This window comes from Ruegeria sp. CDSA021 (assembly GCF_059612325.1).
This window is the reverse complement of the sequence record NZ_JBXWQJ010000005.1, coordinates 203039-227886: the sequence shown is the minus strand read 5'-3', so window position 1 is coordinate 227886 and position 24848 is coordinate 203039. Positions and strand designations below refer to the sequence as shown.

Genomic DNA, 24848 nt, shown 5'->3' with positions numbered 1-24848 from the left:
CCCCCTGCGCCCGCTGATTTTTTGTTAGGGAGAGAAAAAATGGCATTCAATCTCAAAGGCCGTAGCTATCTGAAAATTGCCGATTTCAGCCAGCGTGAAATGCTGCACCTGCTGGATCTGGCGCGCGACCTAAAGCGCGCGAAATACGCCCGGGCCGAGCAGCAATCCTTGAAGGGCAAGAACATTTGCCTGATTTTCGAAAAAACCTCGACACGTACCCGCTGTGCATTTGAAGTGGCAGCATACGATCAGGGCGCGAATATCACTTATCTCGATCCATCGGGCTCGCAGATCGGGCACAAGGAGTCGATGAAAGACACGGCGCGCGTTTTGGGCCGCATGTTCGACGGGATTGAATTCCGCGGTGCTGGTCAGGACATGGTTGAAACGCTGTCAGAATATGCCGGTGTTCCGGTCTATAACGGCCTGACCGACGACTGGCATCCGACCCAGATGCTTGCTGATATGCAGACCATGATCGAGCACGCTGACAAGCCCCGCAAGGACATTGTCTATGCCTATTCGGGCGACTGTCGGTCGAACATGGGCAACTCGCTGCTGATGTTGGGCGCGATCATGGGCTGCGACGTCCGGATGATTTCTCCGAAAGAAACCCAGCCCCATGACGATGTGCGCGAATTGGCGATGGAGCGGGCTGAAAAGACCGGCGCACGTGTGACCATCACCGACGATACCTCGGCCGTAGAGGGCGCGGACTTCATTCATACCGATGTCTGGGTGTCGATGGGTGAGCCTAAAGAAGTCTGGGCCGAGCGGATCAAGCTGCTGAGCCCTTATCAGGTCAACATGGATCTGATGAAGAAAACCGGCAATCCAGCCGTCAAATTCATGCATTGCCTGCCCGCCTTCCACAATCTGGAAACCAAGGTCGGTCAGGACATTCACGAACAGTTCGGCATCACCGAGATGGAAGTGACCGAGGAGGTTTTCGAAAGTGATATGAATATCGCGTTCGAGCAAGCCGAAAACCGGATGCACACGATCAAAGCGATCCTCGTCGCGACATTGGGAGCCTAAACCATGGGACGCGTTGTTGTAGCACTTGGCGGCAACGCGCTTCTCAAACGGGGTGAGGCGATGACAGCGGACAATCAGCGCAAGAACGCGAAGATTGCCGCCGAAGCCCTCGCCCCGCTCTGCGAAGCGCACGAAACCGTCATCACTCATGGCAATGGTCCGCAGGTCGGGATGCTGGCTCTGCAAGAGATCATGTATACGGATGTCGAGGAGTACCCGCTGGACGTTTTGGTCGGCGAAACGATGGGCATGATCGGCTACATGATCGAGCAGGAGCTTGGGAACATCCTGCCCTTCGAGCATCACATCGCCACCCTGTTGACCATGATCGAGGTCGATCCGAGCGACCCGGCCTTGGACAACCCCACCAAGTTCATCGGGCAGGTTTATTCCGAAGCGGACGCCAAGAAAGAAGCGGCTGAAAAGGGCTGGACGGTGAAACCGGATGGCGAGTACTGGCGGCGCGTGGTGCCCTCGCCCCGCCCGAAACGTATCTTTCAAGTCGAACCGATCCGTTGGATCCTAGAAAAGGGCGCGACCGTGATCGCCGCTGGCGGAGGTGGCATCCCGACAATGTACGAGGCAGGCGCAGAACGGAAACTGGTCGGGGTCGAAGCCGTCATCGACAAGGATTTCGCCTCGTGCCTTCTGGCGCAGAACCTTGGCGCAGATTTCTTTGTCATCGCTACAGATGCAGAAGCCGTGTTCCTGAACTGGGGAACGCCTGACCAAAAAGGCATTCGGTCGATCACCCCCGACGCGTTGGATGAATACGACTTCCCCGCTGGATCAATGGGTCCCAAGGTGCAGGCCGCCCAGGACTTTGTGCGATCCTCGGGTGGTCGGGCCATTATTTGCGCGCTCGCAGATGTTCCCGCCGCCGTTCTTGGCGAAAAAGGTACGACCGTATCGCTGGAGGCGGGGGAAACACAGTTTCATTAGGCCCGAAGAATAGGCCTTGTTCATTATGATGCTCTCTAAGGGACGCGCGGGACGACGCTGCACGCTGCGCGTCACTAGATCGTGCGTATGGGTTATCAGGCCCTAAAATTTAACTTCCTCTAATTTCTTGTGGGCGGAATGCTGGCCAGGCACGATGCAGACCCTCTGCCAAGAAGTTGACACCGAATGGGTGCTTCAGGATGTCCATTCTAGCACCTTCAGTGCCGTTCTAAGCAAAGGTAGCGTCAGAGCCATTTCAGTCCGAACATTTCCTTCAGCGCAGACAACAGAAGCGTGGGCAGTGCGGCGATAAAGAACACTCCGAGCAAATGCGACAGAGGCAGGGAAACTGTTCCAAGCACGAAATGTCCGGCGCCAGTATAAATGGCGAGAAGGGACAGCAATATGGAAATGCTCACCGCTCCAAGCAAGATGCGGTTGCCGAGCGGCGACTTTCGGTAGAGCGTGGAGGTCGTTCGGGCGTCGAAAATATGCCAGATCTGGGCAAAGATCAGTGTCATGAACGCTGCTGTCTGGGCGTGTTCCAAGGAGGCGCCTCGTTCGTGAAACTCCTGGAAGACATAAAAGGTCAGCAGGCCGAGCAGCGTTCCCCGGATCAGGATCCGCTCCTTCATTCCGCCACCGAACAGATTATCGTCGCGCGGGCGCGGTGGGCGCTGCATCAGGTCGGGTTCCGCTTTCTCGAAGCCGAGTGTCAGAGCCGGTAGCCCATCCGATACAAGATTCACCCAGAGGATCATCAACGGTGTGATCGGCAGGAGCGGGTCTGCCCCCATCAGAAGGAAGGCGAACAGGATCGTTGAGACCTCGGCCACGTTGGCGGTGAGCGCCTGCCGAATGAATTTCAGCAGATTGTCGAAGATGCGCCGGCCTTCGCGGACTGCCGTCACGATGGTGGAGAAATTGTCATCGAGCAGCACGAGGGCAGCGCTGTCCTTGGCGACCTGCGTGCCGGTGATGCCCATGGCGACACCAATATCCGCCGCTCGCAGAGCGGGCGCGTCGTTGACGCCATCCCCAGTCATTGCCGCCACCTCGCCATTCTCCTGCATGGCATTGACGATGCGCAGCTTGTGCTCCGGCGTCACCCGGGCAAAGACGGCCGCGTGCTGCACCATCTCTTTCAGATCCTGATCGCTCATCTGGTCGAGCTCGACCCCGGTATGAACCGTCTGCGCGTCGCTGGAGCGAATGCCGATCTGTTCCGCAATCGCTTGGGCGGTCACGGCGTGGTCGCCGGTGATCATCACCGTTCGGATGCCGGCCCCGGTTGCCTCCGAAACGGCGATGGGTACTTCGCTGCGCGGCGGGTCCATGATGCCGTGAATGCCAAGCAGTACGATCCGCTGCTCGGGATCGGCATGGTCCAGATCCTCTTCTGCCACCTCCCGATAAGCCACGGCGAGGGTCCGGAGCGCCTTCTCGCCGAAACTGTCGATCACCGCCTCGATCTCTTCCCGCAAGGCCGGGGAGATCTCAAGCGTTTCCCCGGCCATGCGGACATGGCTCGCCCTTGACAGGATCACATCCGGCGCCCCCTTGGCGCCGAGCACAGTGCGCCCATCCGGCAATCGAGCGAAGACAGACATCATCTTGCGCGTTGAATCGAAGGGGAATTGCTGAAGCGCCTCGACCCGCGCTTCTGTCAATTTCTCGCGGGAAATCCCGACCTTGGCCGCGGCCACGACCAGAGCGCCCTCAGTCGGGTTGCCCTGGATCGCCGGGCGCCCGTCAGCCTCGACCATACGCGCATCGTTGCAATAGGCGGAGACGGACAGCATCTGCCGAAGATCCGTTTCGGTCTCGATCTCGGCCACGCTGCCGTCTTCGGAACGGAACTCGCCATGCGGATCGAACCCCTCGCCGGTCACTTCCCAGTCCTTACCACCGGCCCAGCATTGCATCACCTGCATTTGGTTCTGCGTGAGCGTGCCGGTCTTGTCCGAACAGATCCCAGAGGTCGCGCCGAGCGTTTCTACAGAGGAAAGCCGTCGCGCCAAGGCGTTGCTAGCAGCCATGTTTTGCGATCCGAGCGTCAGAACGATGGTGACCACTGTCGGCAGGCCCTCCGGGATCGCCGCGACCGACAGCGAGATTGCCGTGTTCAGCATCTCGGCCGCATCCATTCCATTGACCACGCCAATGCCGATCACGATGGCGACCACGATCAGGGCCGCCATGATCAGCACCTTGGAAAGGCCCTCGATCTTGAGTTGCAGCGGGGTCTTTGGCTCTGTCGCCGAGGACATGAGGGCAGCGATGTGACCGACCTCGGTCTTCATTCCGGTGCCCACGACAATGCCTTCACCAGCGCCGCCAGTGACCTGCGTGCTCATGAAGCCCATATTCAGACGATCGGCCAGAACGACGTCTTCGTCCTCGATCGGATCGACATGTTTGTCGACCGGTTCGGATTCTCCCGTTAACGCGGCCTCGTCGACCTGCATCCGGCTGGCGGTGATAAAGCGAATATCGGCGGCCAGAATGTCACCGGCTTTTACTCGCAGAATATCGCCCGGCACGAGATCCGCCGCGGGTACCTCGACGATCTCGCCGCCGCGGCGCACGAAGGCCTGCGGTGCAGACATCTCCCGCAGGGCTGCCAAAGACTGCTCGGCCTTGTATTCCTGCCAGAAGGAGATGAAGGCGTTGAAGATGGCGATCGCGAATATCGCAATCGCATCAACCTGTCTGACGTCAGCGCCCATGGGACAGTTTAGGTCGATTTGATAAGAGAGGGTTTCTGGCTCATCGTAACTGCCAAGGAGTGGAGATGAGAAAGAAACCCGGAACCAAGCAGAGCCACGGTGAGAAGGTCGTAAAGGACATTCGCCGTGCGACCCGCAAACAGTACTCCGCAGAAGAGAAGATCAAGATCGTGCTGGACGGCCTAAAAGGCGAGGACAGCAAGGTCAGTTCTTTAGTCATTTGCGCAAGCTGTTTGAGACATACCGTTGAAAAATCGGCTCAGTGTTCAAAGTACCGCCCGGAGACGACAGCAAGTAGATTGGCGTTTGCCCTACAGTTTTTACCCACCTACGAACTGCGTCCATATACAACCGTAAGAACGGAGAATCAGTTAAGTGGCGCCCACGGGAGGACTCGAACCCCCAACAGCCCGATTAGAAGTCGGATATTCTATCCAGTTGAATTACGTGGGCGCAGTTTAACTGTTATTGGACAATGCCATCAGATAAGTCAACTTGGTATTCTCTTGGTGAGCACACCAAAAACTTATCTTTTTTAATCAACAGATTGCACGAATTGGTGAAATTTAGGCGGTTATTGGTGCTCTATCCAGTTGAGCTAAGGGACCGCTGAGCCCTACTTGCGGTTTTTACGGGCCGGGTTCAAGAGCCAAGCGCATGAATGCGCTGTTCGGATCATCACTATACCCATGGATCGGTCCGCAATAGGAATAACCCAACCCCTCGTAGAGCTTGCGGGCCGCATCGTATTCCGCAAGATGCTCAGCTCCGGTTTCAAGAACCAATGCGTCAAGACCTTCGGCGCGCGCTAATTCGGCAAGGTGTTTCATCATTACACGCGCCAGACCGCGCCCCCGCGCTTGTTCGAGGATATGTACCGATTTCACCTCGGCCGTGCCATCGGGCAGAGCTTTCAAGGCTCCACACCCCAATGGCTGCGCCTCATCGTAGATCGCCCAGAATCGAATCCCCGATCCGGCCAAAGCCTTGGCGTTCATGGTGTGGTTGCTTTCCACAGGCCCCGCCGATTCGCTATGGGCAAAATGCGCCTCGACAAGCGGGAGCAAAGCATCCGAGGTCGGATCAGCCTCGCGGATTTCGATCATTCAGTGAGTCCAGGGGCCGCGCCGGTCCGTGGCGAAATTCTCGCCATAGCCTCGCGTGCGCAAGTTGGGTTTGCGCTTGTGCGGCTCACTGACCTGAGCGTCGATACCATTGTCCTTGGCGTAATCCATCGCCTCTTTCTTGGTGTCGAATTTCAGGCGAATCTGAGTTTGCGTGTCATTGGAAGAGGTCCAGCCCATCAGCGGGTCAACCTCACGCGCCGAGGACGGGGCATATTCCAGAACCCATTTGCGGGTTTTGGCCATCCCCGAGGTCATCGCGTTTCGCGAAGGCTGGTAAATCCGTGCGCGCATGTCGCCTCTCCGTACTCACTTGGCTGAGCTGTTTATGCGTCAGAGCGCGCCCGGGGGCAAGATTGCAATTGTCGCGGCAGGTTCCAGCGAGCTGATGTCAGAAACTGACATTAGGTCCACCTATGATCGCTCAAAGATCAGCCGAAGGTATAGACAGATGATCCACCATGAACGCAGCCTCGAAATCGACGCGCACCCCGAGAAAATCTGGGCGATACTCAGCCGGTTTATACAGATTGACGAGATTGCGCCGCAGATCGCGCAAGTGGAGGCCCTGACCCATGGTGCCACTGGCATTGGATCAAGGCGGCGCTGTTATTTTGAGAACGGAACTTCTTTGGTTGAAGAAGTGACCAAATGGGACCCCAACCGAGGTTACACTGTGCGCTTGTCCGAGATGTCGGCGATGCCCTTGATCGAAGCGCACGCCGCTATTGCCATCGAACCACTGGCACAGACCCGAACCCGAGTGACCTGGAGCATGGATTATACCGTGAAATATGGCCCTCTCGGCTGGCTTATGGGGCAAAGCCTGATGAAAATGATGATGTCCAGGGTTCTCGACGGCAACCTGAAGGCGCTAGCCGACAAGGTGAGTTCGGATATCATTTCGGAAGCACAGCCCGCCTATTATTGAATCTGAGGATTTCGTATCGGATCAGCCCTTGCAGTTGGACAAAATAAGAACAAATGTAGAGGTCTGACCCGGAGCCTGCCCATGCCATACGCCCATTCCGACAAGACCCAAATGACAACCGAAGATGTGCGCGCACGCCTGAAACTGGAAGGCGGCAAGCAGTTTGTCATGCATACAGAGTTTGCCCCCGCTGGTGACCAACCGACAGCGATCAAAGAATTGACCAGCGGCGTGCTGGACGGCGAACGTGAACAGGTTCTGTTGGGTGCGACCGGAACGGGCAAGACCTTTACAATGGCCAAGGTAATTGAGGAAACCCAGCGCCCGGCGATCATCCTTGCGCCCAACAAGACGCTGGCGGCGCAGCTATACGGCGAATTCAAAGGTTTCTTCCCCGAGAACTCTGTCGAGTATTTCGTCTCTTACTACGACTACTACCAGCCCGAGGCCTATGTCGCGCGGTCCGACACGTACATAGAAAAAGAATCGCAGATCAACGAACAGATCGACCGCATGCGCCACTCGGCCACGCGGTCTCTGCTGGAACGGGACGATGTGATCATCGTGGCATCAGTGTCGTGCATTTACGGTATCGGCTCGGTCGAAACCTATGGGGCGATGACGCAGGACCTGAAGGTCGGGAATGAGTACGACCAGCGGCAGGTGATGGCTGATCTGGTCGCCCAGCAATACCGCCGAAACGATCAGGCGTTTCAGCGCGGATCGTTCCGGGTGCGCGGCGATTCACTGGAAATCTGGCCCGCCCACCTTGAGGACCGCGCCTGGAAGCTGTCGTTCTTTGGCGAGGAACTGGAGGCCATCACCGAATTCGACCCCCTGACCGGTGAACGCGCGGCCACGATGGAACAGGTGCGCGTTTATGCAAACTCGCACTACGTGACACCAAAGCCCACGATGCAGCAGGCGATTATCGGCATCAAAAAGGAACTGCGGATGCGCCTCGACCAGTTGGTGGGCGAAGGCAAATTGCTGGAGGCCCAGCGTCTGGAACAGCGCACCAATTTCGATCTGGAAATGCTCGAGGCCACCGGCGTCTGCAACGGGATCGAGAACTATTCGCGCTATCTGACCGGTCGTGCACCCGGTGAACCGCCCCCCACCCTGTTCGAATTCATCCCTGACAACGCCATTGTCTTTGCCGACGAATCCCACGTCAGCGTGCCACAGATCGGTGGCATGTACCGGGGTGACTATCGGCGCAAGTTCACGCTGGCCGAACACGGGTTCCGCCTGCCCTCCTGCATGGACAACCGCCCCCTCAAATTCGAGGAATGGGACGCCATGCGCCCGCAATCCGTCTTCGTCTCGGCAACCCCGGCGAAGTGGGAAATCGAGCAAACCGGCGGCGTTTTCACCGAACAGGTGATCCGCCCCACCGGCCTGCTGGACCCCGAGGTTGAAATCCGCCCTGTCAGCATGCAGGTGGACGATCTGTTGGACGAGGTGCGCAAAGTTGCTGCCGACGGATACCGCACGCTGGTCACCACGTTGACCAAACGCATGGCCGAGGACCTGACCGAATACCTGCACGAACAGGGCATCAAAGTCCGCTATATGCACTCGGACATCGACACGCTGGAACGCATCGAAATCCTGCGCGACCTGCGATTGGGGGCCTTCGACGTGCTGATCGGCATCAACCTGCTGCGCGAGGGGCTGGACATTCCCGAATGCGGGTTGGTCGCCATTCTGGACGCCGACAAGGAAGGCTTCCTGCGATCAGAAACCTCTCTGGTCCAGACCATCGGCCGCGCCGCGCGGAACGCCGATGGCCGGGTGATCATGTATGCCGACAAGATCACCGGCTCGATGGAGCGCGCACTGAATGAAACCAACCGCCGCCGGGCCAAACAGGTCGCTTATAATGAGGAACACGGCATTACGCCCGCCACGGTGAAGAAGAACGTCGAGGACGTTCTGGCCGGGCTCTATCAGGGCGACGTCGACATGAACCGCGTCACTGCCACCATCGACAAACCGATGCACGGCGCGAATTTGGAGGCCCATCTGGACGGTCTGCGCGACAAGATGCGCAAAGCCGCCGAGAACCTGGAATTCGAAGAGGCCGCCAATATCCGGGATGAGATCAAACGTCTGGAAGCGGTCGATCTGGCCATCGCCGACGACCCTATGGCGCGCCAATGGGCGGTCGAGAAAGCCTCAGAAGACGCGGTGAAGTCACGCGGACGCTCAACGGCTGGACGACCGGGGCAGCGGGGTGGGAATGTGAAGAGACGGAAGAGGTAAGGTTATTAGTGGCGCGGTTAATTTCGGGCGTATCAAGGGCAGTGGTCCACATTCGTGCATACCGCAAATATGAGGATGGCTCCATTCATCCAAATACTTCAGTAATGACTGGTTTCTTTTGGAAGTTTGAGGATGCGATTTACCTTGTTACCAATTGGCATAACGTCACTGGCCTGAATCCTCAGACTTTGGAGCCCAATGGTTCGTTTTGCCCCACAACAATACGTGTGCGTTTCTTTGTTTGCGTAGAGCAGCATGAAGGAAAGGACAAAATCGTAGCGAGAGAAAGGGATTACAACCTTTTCGTTGAAGAGGGTAAGGCAACCTGGCGGGAACATGTGTCTCGGAATCTTGTGGATGTTGTGATCCTTCCCTTTAGTCAGGAAAATTTGGGAGATGGTAAGCCTTACTGTTTGAATGAAATTAGCTTTGAGGCTGAGTGGCAACCTGCAATTGGAACTGATTGTTTCGTAGTAGGTTTTCCAGAAGGATTATCGGGGCCGCTTATGACGCCAATCTGGAAACGGGGCTCAGTTGCGAGTGAACCCGGTCATGCCGCAGACGAACACCCCAATTTTTGTATAGACACCCTCGGCAACCCAGGTCTGTCGGGGTCTCCTGTTCTTGGGCAAGGTCATGGAGTGTTGGGTCATGGTGGTGACCAAAACACGTCAGCTGATCTAAAGATCGGCTCTTGGCAAAACTTTGTCGGAATTTACTCTGGGAGAACCTCGGAAGAAGGTGTTGGTTTCCAGCTTGGAATCGTCTGGAAGGCTGAAATTTTGGAAGAGATTCTTCAGGACGGAGTTCAAGGTAATCATCCAATAATTAATGGCCCACTTGTTATTGAATAGGCAGGCTTAGGATTGATAGATTCATCCATCTCACATTGCCAAGCTATGCGATACTCAACACCCCCCACACTTCAAACTTGCAGCCCAGCGCTCTCTCCTCCACGTTTGAAATCACGGATTGTGATTCCAAACGGCTGCCATGTCGAACCCAAACACCCTGCCAAGCTCGCAGGAGGTCCAAAGCGCCCATCACTGAGTGCGCGGCACCCGTATGGTGCTAACCGAAGATCTGGCGCAGTTTCTTTTGTAAGGAGATGGGCGGGAATATCCCGCCCGGTAACTTATCCCTTATCCCAATGCGCAACCACGTCGTACCCAACCGGGGTCGGTGGACCTTCCATGAATTCGGCGAAGTGACCCCACAGCTCGGCCACTTTGGGCGCGTTTGCGTTTGAGGTCGCTTCGCTTTCGACCACCGAAATCACATAGCCCGAGCCATCCTCGTTCATCACGTTGGTAAAGCTGTGTATGCCGGGCATGCCCATGATCTCGGATTTCAATGCGTTCATTTTCGCCGTGGCGGCCTCGCGCGTGCCGGGCTTCATCTTGAATTGGGTAATACGTGCAAACATTACTTTCCTCCCTCGTCTGGCGAAATTGCCATGGGACGCGACCGGAACGACCACGCCGCGCGCACCCTAGCACAGCGCCTTGAAATCTCGCATTGATACGTGGGATTTGCAGCCATTTTCAACCACGCGCCTCACTGCGCTCAAGCAGCTGACACTTCAGGGTTGCGCCGTGGGAGCCCCGGACCTTGTCTTGCCCTGTTCGGCGGCTACATCCCCACCCATGCGCGCAATCCTGACCTCTTTGATCCTTGCCACCCCGGCCTCCGCGTGGGAGGCGACAGTGGGCGATATCTGCACGCTGTCGCATGACACAGGTGCGGCAACGATTTTCCTGACCTATGACCCGTCCGCACCGCTCTATACATTGACGGTCACTCGAAAGGATCAGATGTGGGCCCAATCCCCGTGGTTTGCGATGCGGTTCGAAGGACCAAACCCCATCGAAATCGCCACCCCACGCCATGTCTTGTCCGACGAAGGATCCGCGTTGACGGTGACAGATACCGGCTTTGGCAATGTGCTGGATGGGTTGGAGCACAACCGGGTCGCCTATGCGTTCACGCAAGACGGGATCGCAGAGTTTCCCCTGAACGACGCAGCGCCGCAGGTGCGTATTTTTCGCACGTGTGCAGGCGCGCAGTTATCCTGAATACGTTTGCGTTATACGCTATGGGCGCACGAATTTGGCGTTGCCGACAGAACGTTGTTGCGGCTCTGGGCGGTTCTCTGGTTGCGCATTCTGGGAGGCTGGCGCTTCGGCAAAGCCGCAGGCCACCCCGTCCCCATCCGGGTCGTTGCGTGTGTGATACCCTGGCTGCCCTTCCCGAAAAGGTCCGATCCCCATGGCCTGCGTCGCATCGCACCCTACCAGGGCGATCAGATGGATCACTGCCTCGTCCCGATTGTACTCGGACAGTCGAATGAAAACACTCACCGCGATTAGTACGGTGGTCAGTGGCAGCAACAGAACCATGGTCAGGATACGTATCGGAGACAACGCCTGCCGGCGCGTGGCCTCGGCACGCTGATGGCGTCTGGACGATCTTGGGTTCAGGTCAGGCGTATCCTGCGTAGACTTCTTGAACAGCATGTCCGGGCTTTTACGATGGATATGTGGCAAAGCCGAGGCAATCGATCTGAAAGGTTGGCGGGACCTTGTTTTGCCCACTAGTGTGATTGCCAAACCCTGATTCCGAGGTCTTGCCGATACAGTGACCAATCCATATCAAACCCCGGACGGCGACGCTCGTGCGCAGGCCAGAGAGCTTCTTGAGCAGGCCCGGTTCGCTGCGCTGGCCGTTCTGCAGCCCGAAACGACTCTGCCGACGCTGTCCCGCATCGCGCTGGCCACGGATACAGATGGCTGCCCCGTCACGCTGATCTCTTCTCTGGCTGAACACACCTGCGCGCTGAACGCCAATCCCAATTGCGCCCTTCTGGTCGGAGAGCCCGAAGAGAAGGGCGACCCGCTGACGCATCCTCGTCTGACGCTTCATGCCGTGGCACAGCCGGTACACCGGGACATGTCCGACTATGCCCCGCTGCGCGAGCGGTATCTAAGCCTGCGGCCCAAAGCAAAGCTATACGTCGATTTCGCAGATTTCAGCTTTGTCAGGTTCGCCATAAAGGATGGGTTACTGAATGGCGGTTTTGGCAAAGCCTATCGTCTGACAGCGGGGGATTTCTGACGGTCAGCGAACCACATGCACCGCGCACCCCGCATGCCGCACGACATGAGATGCAGTCGAGCCCAGCAACAGATCCTGCATCCCCGGCCGATGCGATGCCATAATGATCAAGTCGGGATTGTTGGCTTCGGTCCAGTCCAGAATTGTTCGTCCGGAATGCCCTTCGACCACCAATCCACGTGCATTCGGCAACTGAGATGCCAGCTCATCCAGTTCCGCTTGAATCGCCTTGCGCGCTTCGGTGAGATACTCGGGCGGCATATACGAAATCGCATAATTCGGAATATGCTCGACCACATGCAGCAATGTCACCTGTGCGTCTGGCGTGGCCAAAAGCTGGGCCAGCTTCAAAGGCCCGGACGTGTCTCTTTCAGCATCAAAAGAGATAGGGACAAGAATGTTGTGATACATAGCGTGAGCCTCCGTTTTGCAGGATAACTGTGAAACAGACAAATGCTGCAGGCTTTGATTCAGGTCAGGAACTTCCGAATGTCTCGGCCACGTCATACATGACCGGCTCAAAGCTTTTGCACAATTCGTTGATCTTGCGGTTGCGGTCGCGCATTTCGGGCGTCCGCAACATGGCGAGAAAATATTCGCGGCGTTCCCACTGCGAATAGTTGGCGATGCGCGTTTGGGCGTCGTTCACATGCAGCCCTGCAGACACAAATCCCGGCTGCTTTGAGATGAACTCGGCATAAGCATCTGTCAGGGCCTCCAACAGGTCCTGACACGTTCCCGGGGTCATTTCAAAGGTTGTGATAACTGTTTGAACACTGGCGTTTTTAGCGATTTTCGGCATCGGGACTCTCCATTTGCTTTCCTCAGCTTAGCACACCGAAAACAAACGTCGCCTAATTACTGCCGGCATGACGCATCATGATCAATTGCTTCTGGCAAAGAATGGTGAACTGGCCACCCTTAATGGGGTGGCCAGCCCTGGTGCTACTTCTCCATTCGCATCAGAACCGACACTTCACCCCTGACGTGTTCTGACCAGCGCAAAAGCAAGTTTTCACCTGCAGATCCATGCTCGGTCACAACATGAGGAACGCCGAAAACGAAATTATTGAAAACACCGTAGATCCCGTCAACAATCGTGACTCCATCACAGCTACGTGCTTTTCCGTTAAACGGCAGCTCTCCATTTGCAGGAATAATCCAAAAATTCGACGCAGAGTTCTGCTGGTGACGAATCCTCAACGGATGCGCAGATTTTTTGGTGACACCGTGATAGGTGTTGTTCTGGAACGTCACATTCGTGTGCCTGTTGTTGTTCAGATCCGCAAATGACGTGTCCACCCTTTCCGCCCGATCTATCCAACCGCTTGTGGCGCGAAACTTGTTTCCGGTCACAGCCAAACCGTTCAAGAAATGCCCGGCCCCATAAGGGCGCACAATGAGAAAGCTGAACCAGGACGGCGCCTGGCTTGAGTAGAAGATGTTGTCCGTGATGCTCATGGCACTGAACGAGAACCCACTGGTATAGGTGGGTGACGCGTCCCGTTCATTGGTCCATTCGATAAAACAGTTGTCGATATAGTTCTCGGCGATGGTGGAACTGTTATAGGTGCCGATCATGATCAGCCCAGCGGTGCGAACACCCTGCGGAATGCCATCACCCTGGAAAAAGTGATTGCCAAGAACCATGTTGTTGTCGCCGCCCAACACGGCAAAATGCTTGAACCGTACCGCCTGATTGTGCCGCAGCTTAACGTCATTCGAGTTGGTGTTCAGCGCGATCGAAGACCGATCCGTCACGGGGAAAGACTCTTCCGCCGACAGGAACTGACAATTGTCGATCAACATCCCTTTGCACCCTGTCGCGATCGAAGTGATACCCCGATCCTTCGGGCGGCTGACGAAACAGTCTTTCAGCTGGAATGTGCTGCCCGATGCCGCCAGACGGATGCCGCTGCATCGGCTGTTGCACTGGAATTCGATCTGCTCCATGCCGAATTTGCGCAGCGTGTTAAAGCCGCTGAAGTCCAGAAGGTATTTGAACGCGTGAAACGTGAAAGTCTGGGTGCCCGAGGCATCATAGATAGGCGCGTTCAGGATAATCTCGCCCGCCCCAATGTTTTTTGACCGCACATAGATTTCGCGCCCGACACCGCTTCCCTGTACCAAAGATCCCACGGGAATATTCGCGACATTGGCGACGTTGGTCAGCCGAGTGTTGTCCGAAGGATCATAGGTCGCTACCGATGTGAAGGTCTCGGTATCCCAAGCCGTGCTGCTTTTGACATCGAATTGACCGTTTCGGATCACACGGCGGGTCGAGAAACCGCCTTGTTTGTTCGGAACCGCTGCGGCCATATCGATCGGGGCCGTTACTGAAATCTTGCGGCCACCCAAATCCAGTGATTCATGATCCGAGTTATTCAACAGCGCCTGAAACGCCTTTTTGAACGCCAGCTCTTCATCTCCAAAGGCCGCGATATAGCTGGGCAGATGGAAGTCTTTGGTCAGCAACAGCATCTTGTCATCCGGCATCGTAACGGTGCCTTCGAACTCCATCTCGGAAGCCATACTGGTGTTTTCTGCAAGGTGATAGATGCCCTGCGGAACATAGACACGGCGACCGCCAGCTGCCTGATCCGCCGCTTCAAACGCGGCGGAATCGTCCGTAACACCGTCACCCAAGGCGCCATAATCCCGAACGTCCACCAGACTGATCATTTCACGAAGAAAAACATTGGTGACGTCAGTAATCTCAAGATCGTCAACACGCACCAAGGCACCATTGGCCCCTTCGATGTCCACGCCGAAATGCCCGTACAGCGCAGCGAGCCCCCAGGGCATATCCACGCCCGGGCGCTGGCCGGTGCCCACAATCGCGGTGATCTCATGCACAGAACCATAACCCGATAGCTGAGTCGCTGGCCCTTGCTCTACAACACCTGCCACATGTGCGTCTCCCGCCCCGCCTGCCCAGGCGGCGATGCGCACTGATGGCAGCGGGCCACTAATCGCTTTGACACGGGCTTTGATCTGCAAATAGCAACCCGGCAGGATCGGCGTCTGCCCCATGTAGCGCAGTTGCTGCGTGGTGTTCACCTTCAGAATCTCAAGACAGCCGCCAAAATCCGCGTCCGACGGTGCAAAAACCCCGGTGCCGGACCCGCCATAGGTGGGCGAGCCGGGTGTCCCGTCTCCAGCAGACCAGACCGTCAAGCCATTCGCAAATTGCGGTGGCATGAACACGATGCCGTCGGTGATTGCCTTGTTCATTGAAAACCCTTTCTCAATCGCGCCGCACATATCTGGCAACGCGTCCAAACCTCGTGTTCAGGTCCGTCCCGAACGCGGAAGTCTGGATACCGAAAGGGAATTAACCACGGCTCATCTCACCGTGACGGTGGTGTTGCGTCAGGCTGCAGGATCCGAGTTACCCAAAAGCTGGACCCCGTTGATCTTCCAACCGCTTTCCAGCGGGATCATCTGATAATCCAGAATATGAATACTGCCGTTGCCGTCGGTAATCATCACCTTCTGCCACAAAGCTCCGGCGATCTCACGCAGCTCCAGAAAGCGCACACCCGCCGGACGCCAAACCATGGGATACCCATTGCGCACCATGGCTCCGAAATTGTCGGGGTTTTGGAACAGGCGCTGAATGTTGGGACTGGCAAAGGTAAAGGCCGTCGCAAAATCATCCGCCTTGAAGGCTTGTATCTGCGCCGCGATATTCGCCTCAATCTCGGCGCTTTGTGCAAACGCTCCTGACGCCAATCCGGCACTCAAGGATATAGCAAGCAACAGTCGACGCATGGGGCCACCTCCTTTTGAAAAGAGTAGCCCCACACCTGTTCAGGTCAAATCAGACCAGCTCTCCGGCCAGCGCCTTGTCGATCAGCGCAATTGTCTCAGGCACACCGTACAAAGCGATGAACCCACCAAAACGCGGGCCTTGTGATGCGCCCAGCAGCACCTCGTACAGGGCCGTGAACCAGCCACGCATGGGATCGAACCGCTCGCGTCCGATGGAATAGACCACAGATTGAAGCGCCTCGTCCTCGGTCGGCCCATCGTAAGCTTCAAGCGCAGCTTTCAACGCTTCCAACGCCTCGCGTTCCTGATCCGTAGGTGCGCGATGCTTGCGCGTCGGTTTGACGAAGTCGTTGAAGTAGCGCACTGCAAAGCCTGCCGCCTGATCCAGATCGGGATGGCTCTCGGCCGTCGCCTCCGGCGCATAACGGCGGATAAAGCCCCACAGCGCCTCTTTGTCTTCCGCACCAGACACCGATGCCAGATTCAACAACATCGCGAAGGGCACGATCAAGGTCGATTCAGGAACATCACCCCCATGGATATGCCAAACCGGGTTGTTCAACTGCGCCTTCAGATCCTGCCCCGGATAGGCACGCAACTGTTGATGATATTCGTCATAAGCCTTCGGGATTACATCGAAATGCATCCGTTTGGCCGTCTTGGGCTTTTGATACATGAAATACGCCAAGCTCTCAGTCGGCGCATAGGTCAGCCATTCGTCAATAGCCACGCCATTGCCGGACGATTTCGAAATTTTCTGACCATTTTCATCCAGGAACAGTTCATACGAGAAATGTTCGGGAGCACGACCGCCCAGAGCCCGGCAGATCGCGTCATAAATCTTTTCGTTGGTCGCGTGTTCTTTGCCATACATCTCGAAATCGACACCCAACGCCGCCCAGCGCGCGCCGAAGTCCGGCTTCCACTGCAGCTTTACATGGCCACCGGTGACGGGAACGGTCCATTCTCTGCCCGTCTCGTCGTCAAAGGTCACTGTGTATGTCTCGGCACAGACCTTTTTCATCGGAACATACATCACCCGACCGCTTTCGGGGTGCAGCGGCAGGAAGATCGAATAGGTCTGCTGGCGCTCCTCTCGCAGGCTTTTGAGCATGATCGCCATGATCTCGTCATAGCGCTCAACCGCGCGCTTGAGGACCTCGTCAAACTGTCCGGACTCATAGAACTCCTTGGCCGAGTAGAACTCATACTCAAACCCAAAAGTGTCGAGGAACCGTCGCAGCATGGCGTTATTGTACTCGCCAAAGCTGTCATACTCGCCGAATGGATCCGGCACCGATGTCAACGGGCGCTGCAAATGCTGTTCCAGTATCTCCGGGTTCGGAACGTTGCTGGGCACTTTGCGCATCCCGTCCAGATCGTCCGAGAAACAGATCAGCTTGGTCGGAATATCCGACAACGCCTCGAACGCACGTTTGACCATCGTGGTTCGCGCCACCTCACCGAACGTACCGATGTGAGGCAAGCCCGATGGGCCGTAACCGGTTTCGAACAGGACATACCCCTTTTCCGGAGCACCTTGTCTGTAGCGTTTGAGCAACCGGCGCGCCTCTTCAAAAGGCCAGGCCTTGGACGACATCGCGGTTTCACGCAGTTCAGACATTTCAATATGCTCCATCGGGAAAGGTGCTTTGGTCGCCGCATGCAACCGGACCGGCCCCTCCTATTGTGCCAGTGCAGCATAAGTCAATAAAGCAGTGGCGCATTTCGCGCCATACCCCGGTCGAAAACAGGTCTGCGGTCGGACTGAAAGAAGCTCGAACCGCCCAGGTTGTTTGACCCACAAACACTCCACCAGCCATTTCTACGTCTTCCATTTCACGAACCAGCGTTCTTGAAACTAAATTGGCAAGTTGAGTGTGGCCCCGAAACAAAAATGACACGTGCGACACACTCTGGCTTGGCTTGTGTATTTCGTGTGTTTCCCGAGCCATGTATGACTAGGGCGAAAAACAGGACCTTCCCGGACCACAGGACACAAGATGCGACGCGAAACTACCAACCTGATCCGCTTTGTTCTCGAAGATATCGTGCCGCCAATTCTGCGTGACAGCGCCGTTTTCCACTGGCTGGCTCGCCGGGTCTGGGGCGAACATATTACGCGGCTTGCCGCATTCCGCGAACGCGCGCCCTTTCTGACGGATGAAGAATACGAAACCCTGTATCGCGACCACCCACGCGTTCACGACGGAACCGACAATTCCGAAGCCTGCATAGATCGGGTCGCCAAAGACTCAGTGGGCGACAGCATCTGCGATGTCGGTTGCGGCACCGGCGTTCTATTGCAACGTATCCGCGCCCTGCGCCCGGAAATTCCCGACATGACCGGCGTAGATTTTGTGGTCGACGACGCAGAGGCTCTGGATAACATCACCTATGTTGCCGCACGGATCGAGGATCTGCCCTTTGAAGACAACAGCTTCGACACCGTTATCTGCACCCATGTGATCGAACACCTATTGGACTATCGCCGAGCGATTGCTGAGCTGCGCCGGGTCGCGCGAAAGCGCGTCATAATTGTGGTCCCGCGCGAGAGGGAGTACCTCTACAGCTTCAATCCTCATTTCAACTTCTTCCCCTACACTCACAGCTTTCTGCGCGCTGTGCATCCCAGTCCCAGCACGCATGTCTGCGAAGATATCGGGCGCGACATCTACTACTGCGAAGATCGCCCGGCGAAGCAAACCAACGAAAAGCCCGCAAAGGATCAGGCGGCATGAGCGCTGCCACACCGACGGTTATTATCTGGACGGGCCTGCTGTTGACGCCCGTTATGATTTCCCTCGGGCAGGTGCTGTTCAAACTCGCTGGCGGGCGGATCGACGAACGCGACGCCACAGGCGTGATGGGCGTTCTGCATACCCTGCTTGACCCCTTTTTACTTGTCGCACTTGCGATCTACGGATCAGCTACGATCTTGTGGATTTATGTCCTCAGACATGTGCCCTTGTCGCAAGCCTATCCGTTCATGGCACTGAGCTTTGTGCTGGTTCCACTTGCCTCATGGCTGTTCTTTGGCGAAACGCTGGGGCTGCGCTATTGGGTTGGGGCTGGTCTTTTGCTCGGCGGGATGGTGGTGATGAACACCTGATCGGTCCAACCTGCTGCACAGACCCGGCAAAACAAGATGTTGAACCTGCCCTGCCCCCCTTCTATCCTGCGCCTTTGAAGAACCCCAAGCAGGATGCACCGAATGACCGAGCAAGTTCCCCACCCGATGTCCCCACAGGATTGCCTTGTGGCGATCATGGTTGCGATTTCGGCATCTGACGAAACGATCCGAACCGCTGAACTGGTCAAGATAGAAGTTGCGGTGAACATGCTTCCGGTCTTCGCCGGGTATGATATCGACCGGATGCGCCACGTATCACAGATCGTGTTTGATCTGTTTGAACAGGAAGACGGGCTGGATGCTCTGTTTGGCCTGATCCGCGACAACCTACCAGAACGGTTGAACGAAACCGCTTATGCGTTGGCCTGTGATGTTGCCGCCGCAGACGGATCACTGGCCGAAACCGAGCTGCGATTGCTGGAAGAAATACGTTATGAATTGAACATCGACCGCCTGCACGCTGCCGCAATTGAGCGCGGAGCCCGCGCGCGCCACGCCGTCTGACAAGGGCTCGTCGGGTTTCAGACTTTAACTGCCGTACAACGCGCCCCAGCGTTCGAGCAGCGCGCGTTGCAGTTTCCGCGACCGTCGGTTCCAGCTGCGCGCGCCATCCGGACGTTCACGTTGCGCGCGTGGTATGTTTGCGCGGTGCGCCACGTCCGCGGTGAATATCGCAAAGGCCAGATCGACCCCATCTGCCGTTGTCAGGAATCCCCCCAGCCCCGAGACAAAATTCAATGTTCCAGTCTTTGCATCAACCTTTACAGGGTGGTTTTTGACAATCCGACCATTCCGATCAGTCAACGCAAACGGCTTCATCAGGGGGCGCAATATTCCTGCCTTCTGCGCCACCACCAAGGCCGAAACCAGATCTGCGGGCACAATGCGAGAGGCGTCACCCAAACCAGAATGATCGACCATGGCGATACCGCTGACGCCAAAGCTCTCTGACGCCCAACGGTTCATCTCGGCCGCCGACTCAGCCAGGTCTCCGGGATAGACACCCCGTGCTTTGGTTGCAGCCAGCCCGACCATTTCAGCCGTCAGATTGGTCGAATATTTCAGCATCCCGCGCAGAATACTCTCCAATGCGTCACTGCGATGCACCACAAGGTCCACGCCCTGCGGGCTTTGCCGTGTCACTTGCACCCGCCCCAGCACAACCCCGTTTGACCGCGCCAAGGTTCGAAACACATCGCCTGCATAAAGCGCGGGTTTGCGTACCGGTAACCAGCGCGCACCCCCATTGCCCAGCGCACCCTTGGCCACGGTCCACCGATCCTGCCGCGCGCTTGGCTGATAGGTGTATATGGGCAGGCTTCGGCTCTCGACTCGCATAGCGGCCACATCCACCGCAGGCACATAGCGCGCACTGCGCGCGTCCATACTTACGTCATAGCCCTTTCCAGCGCGCTTCCATTCAAAGTGAACACGGTTGAAATTCAACGAAATCCCGCTGACGGCTGGGCTGTACCCCACATGATCCGGCTGCCCGGGATCAATGCTGAACACAAAAGGCAGCGCTCCGTCATAGACCTTGAACGCGCCGCGTACCTCGGTAACTCCTGCCTCGCGCAGGTTGGCCGCCATCGTGGCCAGCGCATCCGTATCCAGCAGAGGGTCTCCGCCGCCCACCAGGATTAGATCACCATGCAGAATGCCATTCTCGATCGGTCCATCCGTCACCAGACGGGTTTCAAACCGGTGATCCGCGCCCAGAACGTCCAGCGCATAAAGCGCGGTTAGCGCCTTGCCGACACTGGCCGGGGGCAAGGCGGCCCCATCTCCGAACACCTCCAGTTGCGCCCCGGTCTCCACTTCCGCAACCGCAAACACAACCTCGCCCTTTAATCCAGCCGCAGCCACCAGACGTTCGGCCCCGCTCAGAGGCACCCCGCGGATCTGCGGCCTGAGAGAGACCAGCGGCGCCTGCGCATGTCCCGCTGCCGGGATCAGAGATGCCCCCAATCCCCCCAGAAATACACGACGTGAAAAACGACCAGCCATAGCCGAATTAAAATCCCACTGAGCAAACGCACACAACCACTTGCCGAGATTATGCGCCCATGGGGGCTATTCCGGCAACACTTTCGCGCCCCATTCCCCGCGCGTCCGGATCTCTGTCGAGCTGACATCAACCATCGGAACGTTCACGAAACACCATGCCGGAGCCTGCGCCTGACCCAAAAGATGCCGCGCCTGCCCGTCGATGCGGTACTTTGCATAGACCCGAGCCGCAGGCGACATCCGCGCCGAAATCCGATCCCCCGGCCGTGCGACGACGCCAACAGGAACACTGTCCATAATCAGCCGCCAGTCTTTCCAACGATGAAACTGCGCCAGATTATCCGCCCCCATCAGCCAGACAAACCGAACCTGCGGGTACAGCAGTCGCAGGGCTGCCAGAGTATCCGCCGTCGCCCGCGTGCCGGTCAGCGCCTCGATATCCGTCACGTCGACTTTCGGGTGTTGCATCACGGCTTTCGCGGCTTGCAGCCGCCGCGCCATTGGGGCTGGCCCATGTTCTTTCAACGGATTGCCCGGAGACACCAGCCACCACACCCGATCCAGCCCAAACGCCTTTATCGCCTCGCGCGTGACATGCACATGCCCCTGATGCGGCGGATCAAAGGACCCGCCGAACAGACCAACGACCTGTCCGGGCCGCGCATATGGAATGGCGTTTCGCAACATCCTTTGCTGATGTTCAGAACTCGGCGGCGTTGTCAATCAACAGGTTGCAACGCATCACCCAGTCTGACCTGTCCGGGGCGGAGGACCTCAGCGCACCATCCGCCAAGCCCGCGCACGGCGGAATAGCCGCCCTTGCCCAGCGCCTCCTCCATCCGGCTGCACGGCGCGCAGATCACGGTAAAGAGCAGAACGGCTTCGCCCACCTGAACCTCGCGCCCTTTGAGCGCCGCCTGGTTGATCCCCGACACCACCAGATTGCGCCGCAGAATGTCAGGTGCAACCGGCCCCTGCCCGAGATAAGACCCAATCGAAGCCGGATGCTCTTGCTGAATCAGCGTCACCGCCCGCTTGCCCGCACGGCTACGGTCGCCTTCGAGGCCGTCGTTGGAGATCATCCCAGCATCAACTGTAACCATCTCCGCCCGCCGTTCTGGCCGCAGACCAATCCATTCAATCCGTCCGGGCTGCGCCCAGCCGGCAATCAAGGATTTTAGATCACTCACTGCGTTCACCCGGGACGTCAAATAGAGGGAGCCTGAAAGAATCAAAGTCTTTCACTTTGCAATTCGCCATCGAGACACTACGCTTTCGCGGTATGGCAAACTGCTGCTTAGGATGAACGTAGGCTTTGACCATCTTTTGGTGCAGCCTAAAAACTTCGCGTGTCACTGAAACATTCCAAGTATGCCATTCTTTTAGAATAGCTCCTCTCTGCTCAACAGTTGCTCCTGGGTGACCACTTCGATGTAATCGCCCATTGAAAACAACTTCTTCTCCTATTGGGAACATGCTGTTGGCAGCTTGGGAATTAATAAAAAAATTCAAGTCCACACCAGAAGTTAAGTGCCTCAAGTTCTTCTTCACAGCTTTCAAATTGTAGTGAAATGCAGTTTCGTTTCTGATTGCTCTCGCAATAGCCCAACCTTGGCCACTTTTGACTTCTTTCAGTCTTTGCGCAGTCTTTTCTATCAAGTCTAATAACGGCTTCGGCAGCTTGGACTCTTGCCGGTTGTTTTTCTCGACGAAATCTATGAACTCGTAAAGCTTGGCGGACCAAATGCGTAAGACCACAGCGCGCTGAGAGATCGAAGCTAGGTTTACCAAGAACTCGTCGTCGAAATCATGAGCCGAAGCGAGATAGAGACGCATCATAGTACGAACTTCACTTGCAATATATGAAGTTAAAGCTAGTGCGGCAGCTTCCCATTCCTCCATTTCGGAGAGATCGGCTTCGCTAAACTCCAGTACGCTAAATTCCACCGACCTGCGTTGTTCGCCCTGCATAAAAATGTCCTCTCTCAGTTGCTCAAACAGATAGTGCCTCATTGCCCCCACCCAACGCATCCGCTATCACACCGCCCAACCCAATTTCCCCGACCCAAAGGACGCGACATGGCCGCCTATCAATATGTCTACCACATGCAGGGTGTCTCCAAGACCTATCCTGGTGGCAAGAAGTGCTTTGAAAACATCCACCTGAGCTTTCTGCCCGGCGTGAAAATCGGTGTCGTCGGCGTCAACGGTGCGGGTAAATCGACGCTGATGAAGATCATGGCCGGTCTGGACAAGGATTTCACCGGCGAAGCCTGGGCGGCCGAGGGCGCCAAGGTCGGCTACCTCCCGCAGGAGCCGAAGCTGGACGAAACCCTCAGCGTGCGTGAAAACGTCATGCTGGGCGTGGCCGGGAAGAAGGCGATTCTCGACCGCTATAACGAGCTGGCGATGAACTACTCGGACGAAACCGCCGACGAGATGGCCAAGCTGCAGGACGAGATCGACAGCCAGAACCTCTGGGATCTCGACAGCCAGATCGACGTCTCGATGGAAGCGCTGCGCTGCCCGCCAGACGATGCCAACATCGCCAACCTTTCGGGCGGTGAGAAACGCCGCGTGGCGCTCTGCAAGCTGCTGCTCGAAGCGCCCGACATGCTGCTGCTCGACGAACCGACCAACCACCTGGACGCCGAAACCATCGCCTGGCTGCAACAGCATCTGATCGATTACAAAGGCACCATCCTGATCGTCACCCACGACCGCTATTTCCTCGACAGCATTACCGGCTGGATCCTCGAACTGGACCGGGGCCGCGGCCTGCCTTACGAGGGCAACTATTCCGCGTGGCTGGAACAAAAGGCCAAACGGCTGGAGCAGGAAGCCCGCGAGGACAAGTCCAAGCAGAAAACCCTGCAGCGTGAACTGGACTGGATGCGTCAGGGCCAGAAGGCCCGTCAGGCCAAATCCAAGGCCCGGATCAACGCCTATAACGAGCTGGCAGACCAGTCCGAGCGTGAAAAGCTGACCCGCGCCCAGATCGTTATCCCCAATGGCCAGCGCCTTGGCGGCAAAGTGATCGAGGTCGAAGGCCTGTCGAAACATATGGGCGACAAGCAACTGATCGAAGGGCTGGACTTCGCCCTGCCCCCCGGCGGCATCGTCGGCGTCATCGGCCCCAACGGCGCCGGTAAATCAACGCTCTTCAAGATGCTCACCGGTCAGGAACAGCCCGACAGCGGCACCATCTCGCTGGGCGACACGGTCGAATTGTCCTATGTCGACCAGTCCCGCGACGACTTGAAAGACAACGACACTGTGTGGGAGGCGATCACCGGCGGTGCCGAGATCATCCAATTGGGCGATGCGCAGGTCAATTCCCGCGCCTATTGCTCGTCCTTCAACTTCAAGGGCGGCGACCAGCAGAAAAAGGTCTCGCTTCTGTCAGGTGGTGAGCGCAATCGCGTCCACATGGCCCGTCTTCTGAAAGAGGGCGGCAACGTCCTGCTGCTCGATGAACCGACCAACGATCTGGACGTCGAAACCCTGCGCGCGCTGGAAGACGCCCTGGTCGATTTCGCCGGCTGCGCCGTGGTCATCTCGCACGACCGCTTTTTCCTCGACCGTATCTGCACGCATATTCTGGCGTTTGAGGGTGATGCCCATGTGGAATGGTTCGAGGGCAACTTCGAGGATTACGAAGAGGACAAGAAACGCCGTCTTGGACCGGACGCGTTGGAGCCCAAGCGGTTGAAGCATAAGAAGTTTGCGCGGTGAGAACGGGCAGAACCACTGCAACCTTGAACGGTGAGGGTGCACTCCGCCCTCAC

The 24848-nt window shown here is 57.0% G+C and carries 25 protein-coding genes, 1 tRNA gene and 1 pseudogene; 12 read left to right on the top strand and 15 right to left on the bottom strand.

The window, feature by feature from the left end; translation table 11 throughout:
- Positions 1-39: 39 nt before the first annotated feature.
- The gene (argF, locus tag AC2FLD_RS08955) at positions 40-1038 is read left to right on the top strand and encodes an ornithine carbamoyltransferase (protein ID WP_496668718.1); all 999 of its coding nucleotides are present in this window, start codon (positions 40-42) and stop codon (positions 1036-1038) included.
- Positions 1039-1041: 3 nt separating this feature from the next.
- Positions 1042-1980, top strand: a complete 939-nt coding sequence (arcC, locus tag AC2FLD_RS08950; RefSeq protein ID WP_496668716.1) for a carbamate kinase — start codon at positions 1042-1044, stop codon at positions 1978-1980.
- 245 nt (positions 1981-2225) lie between these two features.
- On the opposite strand, the gene AC2FLD_RS08945 is transcribed toward arcC, so the two are convergent.
- A complete protein-coding gene (locus AC2FLD_RS08945; protein ID WP_496668714.1) occupies positions 2226-4709 on the bottom strand; it encodes a cation-translocating P-type ATPase in 2484 nt (827 codons plus the stop codon).
- A 65-nt stretch (positions 4710-4774) separates the two neighbouring features.
- Here AC2FLD_RS08945 and AC2FLD_RS08940 point away from each other — a divergent pair.
- Positions 4775-4909: pseudogene (locus AC2FLD_RS08940) on the top strand (IS3 family transposase); the annotation flags it as partial.
- A gap of 176 nt (positions 4910-5085) precedes the next feature.
- Here the strand turns inward: AC2FLD_RS08940 and AC2FLD_RS08935 are convergent.
- The 3 genes from AC2FLD_RS08935 to AC2FLD_RS08925 form a co-directional block, all read right to left on the bottom strand.
- Positions 5086-5162: transfer RNA gene (locus AC2FLD_RS08935), tRNA-Arg, on the bottom strand.
- A 176-nt stretch (positions 5163-5338) separates the two neighbouring features.
- Complete coding sequence (locus tag AC2FLD_RS08930) at positions 5339-5815, bottom strand: GNAT family N-acetyltransferase (RefSeq protein WP_496668712.1); 477 nt, start codon at positions 5813-5815, stop codon at positions 5339-5341.
- The gene (locus tag AC2FLD_RS08925) at positions 5816-6127 is read right to left on the bottom strand and encodes an ETC complex I subunit (protein ID WP_496668710.1); all 312 of its coding nucleotides are present in this window, start codon (positions 6125-6127) and stop codon (positions 5816-5818) included.
- A gap of 157 nt (positions 6128-6284) precedes the next feature.
- Here AC2FLD_RS08925 and AC2FLD_RS08920 point away from each other — a divergent pair, with 157 nt between their 5' ends.
- The 3 genes from AC2FLD_RS08920 (at position 6285) to AC2FLD_RS08910 (ending at position 9886) form a co-directional block, all read left to right on the top strand.
- Positions 6285-6764: an SRPBCC family protein gene (locus tag AC2FLD_RS08920; RefSeq protein WP_496668708.1), complete on the top strand. Its 480-nt coding sequence runs from the start codon at positions 6285-6287 to the stop codon at positions 6762-6764.
- Between the two features lie 81 nt (positions 6765-6845).
- Complete coding sequence (gene uvrB, locus AC2FLD_RS08915) at positions 6846-9032, top strand: excinuclease ABC subunit UvrB (RefSeq protein ID WP_496668706.1); 2187 nt, start codon at positions 6846-6848, stop codon at positions 9030-9032.
- 8 nt (positions 9033-9040) lie between these two features.
- Positions 9041-9886 (top strand): trypsin-like peptidase domain-containing protein, encoded by an 846-nt coding sequence (locus AC2FLD_RS08910; protein WP_496668704.1) that lies wholly within the window; start codon positions 9041-9043, stop codon positions 9884-9886.
- Positions 9887-10167: 281 nt separating this feature from the next.
- On the opposite strand, the gene AC2FLD_RS08905 is transcribed toward AC2FLD_RS08910, so the two are convergent.
- Positions 10168-10458 (bottom strand): antibiotic biosynthesis monooxygenase family protein, encoded by a 291-nt coding sequence (locus tag AC2FLD_RS08905; RefSeq protein ID WP_050604147.1) that lies wholly within the window; start codon positions 10456-10458, stop codon positions 10168-10170.
- A 79-nt stretch (positions 10459-10537) separates the two neighbouring features.
- On the opposite strand from AC2FLD_RS08905, the gene AC2FLD_RS08900 reads away from it, so the two are divergent.
- The gene (locus AC2FLD_RS08900) at positions 10538-11107 is read left to right on the top strand and encodes an excinuclease ABC subunit B (protein ID WP_496668702.1); all 570 of its coding nucleotides are present in this window, start codon (positions 10538-10540) and stop codon (positions 11105-11107) included.
- Between the two features lie 18 nt (positions 11108-11125).
- Here the strand turns inward: AC2FLD_RS08900 and AC2FLD_RS08895 are convergent, their stop codons facing one another.
- A complete protein-coding gene (locus AC2FLD_RS08895; RefSeq protein ID WP_496668700.1) occupies positions 11126-11641 on the bottom strand; it encodes an excalibur calcium-binding domain-containing protein in 516 nt (171 codons plus the stop codon).
- Between the two features lie 28 nt (positions 11642-11669).
- Between AC2FLD_RS08895 and AC2FLD_RS08890 the strand changes: the two genes are divergently transcribed.
- Entirely contained in the window at positions 11670-12146 is a 477-nt protein-coding gene (locus AC2FLD_RS08890) for a HugZ family pyridoxamine 5'-phosphate oxidase (protein WP_496668698.1), read from the top strand.
- A gap of 3 nt (positions 12147-12149) precedes the next feature.
- On the opposite strand, the gene AC2FLD_RS08885 is transcribed toward AC2FLD_RS08890, so the two are convergent.
- From AC2FLD_RS08885 to AC2FLD_RS08865, 5 genes are all read right to left on the bottom strand, one after another.
- The gene (locus tag AC2FLD_RS08885) at positions 12150-12557 is read right to left on the bottom strand and encodes a universal stress protein (protein ID WP_050604144.1); all 408 of its coding nucleotides are present in this window, start codon (positions 12555-12557) and stop codon (positions 12150-12152) included.
- Between the two features lie 64 nt (positions 12558-12621).
- The gene (locus AC2FLD_RS08880) at positions 12622-12948 is read right to left on the bottom strand and encodes an antibiotic biosynthesis monooxygenase family protein (RefSeq protein WP_496668696.1); all 327 of its coding nucleotides are present in this window, start codon (positions 12946-12948) and stop codon (positions 12622-12624) included.
- Between the two features lie 143 nt (positions 12949-13091).
- On the bottom strand, positions 13092-15380 hold the full coding sequence (locus tag AC2FLD_RS08875) for a glycosyl hydrolase family 28-related protein (protein ID WP_496668694.1): 2289 nt from the start codon (positions 15378-15380) through the stop codon (positions 13092-13094).
- A gap of 138 nt (positions 15381-15518) precedes the next feature.
- Positions 15519-15920: a DUF4864 domain-containing protein gene (locus AC2FLD_RS08870; protein WP_496668692.1), complete on the bottom strand. Its 402-nt coding sequence runs from the start codon at positions 15918-15920 to the stop codon at positions 15519-15521.
- A 49-nt stretch (positions 15921-15969) separates the two neighbouring features.
- Positions 15970-17544: a lysine--tRNA ligase gene (locus AC2FLD_RS08865; protein ID WP_496668690.1), complete on the bottom strand. Its 1575-nt coding sequence runs from the start codon at positions 17542-17544 to the stop codon at positions 15970-15972.
- A 379-nt stretch (positions 17545-17923) separates the two neighbouring features.
- Here AC2FLD_RS08865 and AC2FLD_RS08860 point away from each other — a divergent pair, with 379 nt between their 5' ends.
- From AC2FLD_RS08860 to AC2FLD_RS08850, 3 genes are all read left to right on the top strand, one after another.
- A complete protein-coding gene (locus AC2FLD_RS08860) occupies positions 17924-18661 on the top strand; it encodes a class I SAM-dependent methyltransferase (RefSeq protein ID WP_496668688.1) in 738 nt (245 codons plus the stop codon).
- Positions 18658-19032: an EamA family transporter gene (locus tag AC2FLD_RS08855; RefSeq protein ID WP_496668686.1), complete on the top strand. Its 375-nt coding sequence runs from the start codon at positions 18658-18660 to the stop codon at positions 19030-19032. The genes AC2FLD_RS08860 and AC2FLD_RS08855 overlap by 4 nt, the downstream gene beginning before the upstream one ends.
- Before the next feature lie 102 nt (positions 19033-19134).
- Positions 19135-19557 carry a tellurite resistance TerB family protein gene (locus AC2FLD_RS08850; protein WP_496668684.1) on the top strand — a complete coding sequence of 141 codons (423 nt, stop codon included), beginning with the start codon at positions 19135-19137 and terminating at the stop codon, positions 19555-19557.
- Between the two features lie 24 nt (positions 19558-19581).
- Here AC2FLD_RS08850 and dacB read toward each other — a convergent pair whose 3' ends face one another.
- The 4 genes from dacB to AC2FLD_RS08830 all read right to left on the bottom strand — a co-directional run bounded on the left by dacB (position 19582) and on the right by AC2FLD_RS08830 (position 23073).
- Positions 19582-21060 carry a D-alanyl-D-alanine carboxypeptidase/D-alanyl-D-alanine endopeptidase gene (gene dacB / locus AC2FLD_RS08845; RefSeq protein ID WP_496668682.1) on the bottom strand — a complete coding sequence of 493 codons (1479 nt, stop codon included), beginning with the start codon at positions 21058-21060 and terminating at the stop codon, positions 19582-19584.
- A gap of 66 nt (positions 21061-21126) precedes the next feature.
- Complete coding sequence (locus tag AC2FLD_RS08840) at positions 21127-21747, bottom strand: nicotinate-nucleotide adenylyltransferase (protein ID WP_496668680.1); 621 nt, start codon at positions 21745-21747, stop codon at positions 21127-21129.
- Positions 21748-21779: 32 nt separating this feature from the next.
- On the bottom strand, positions 21780-22250 hold the full coding sequence (locus tag AC2FLD_RS08835) for an MOSC domain-containing protein (RefSeq protein WP_496668678.1): 471 nt from the start codon (positions 22248-22250) through the stop codon (positions 21780-21782).
- The gene (locus tag AC2FLD_RS08830) at positions 22243-23073 is read right to left on the bottom strand and encodes a hypothetical protein (RefSeq protein ID WP_496668676.1); all 831 of its coding nucleotides are present in this window, start codon (positions 23071-23073) and stop codon (positions 22243-22245) included. The genes AC2FLD_RS08835 and AC2FLD_RS08830 overlap by 8 nt, the downstream gene beginning before the upstream one ends.
- Before the next feature lie 66 nt (positions 23074-23139).
- Between AC2FLD_RS08830 and ettA the strand changes: the two genes are divergently transcribed.
- The gene (gene ettA, locus AC2FLD_RS08825; RefSeq protein WP_050604135.1) at positions 23140-24795 is read left to right on the top strand and encodes an energy-dependent translational throttle protein EttA; all 1656 of its coding nucleotides are present in this window, start codon (positions 23140-23142) and stop codon (positions 24793-24795) included.
- Positions 24796-24848: the final 53 nt, after the last annotated feature.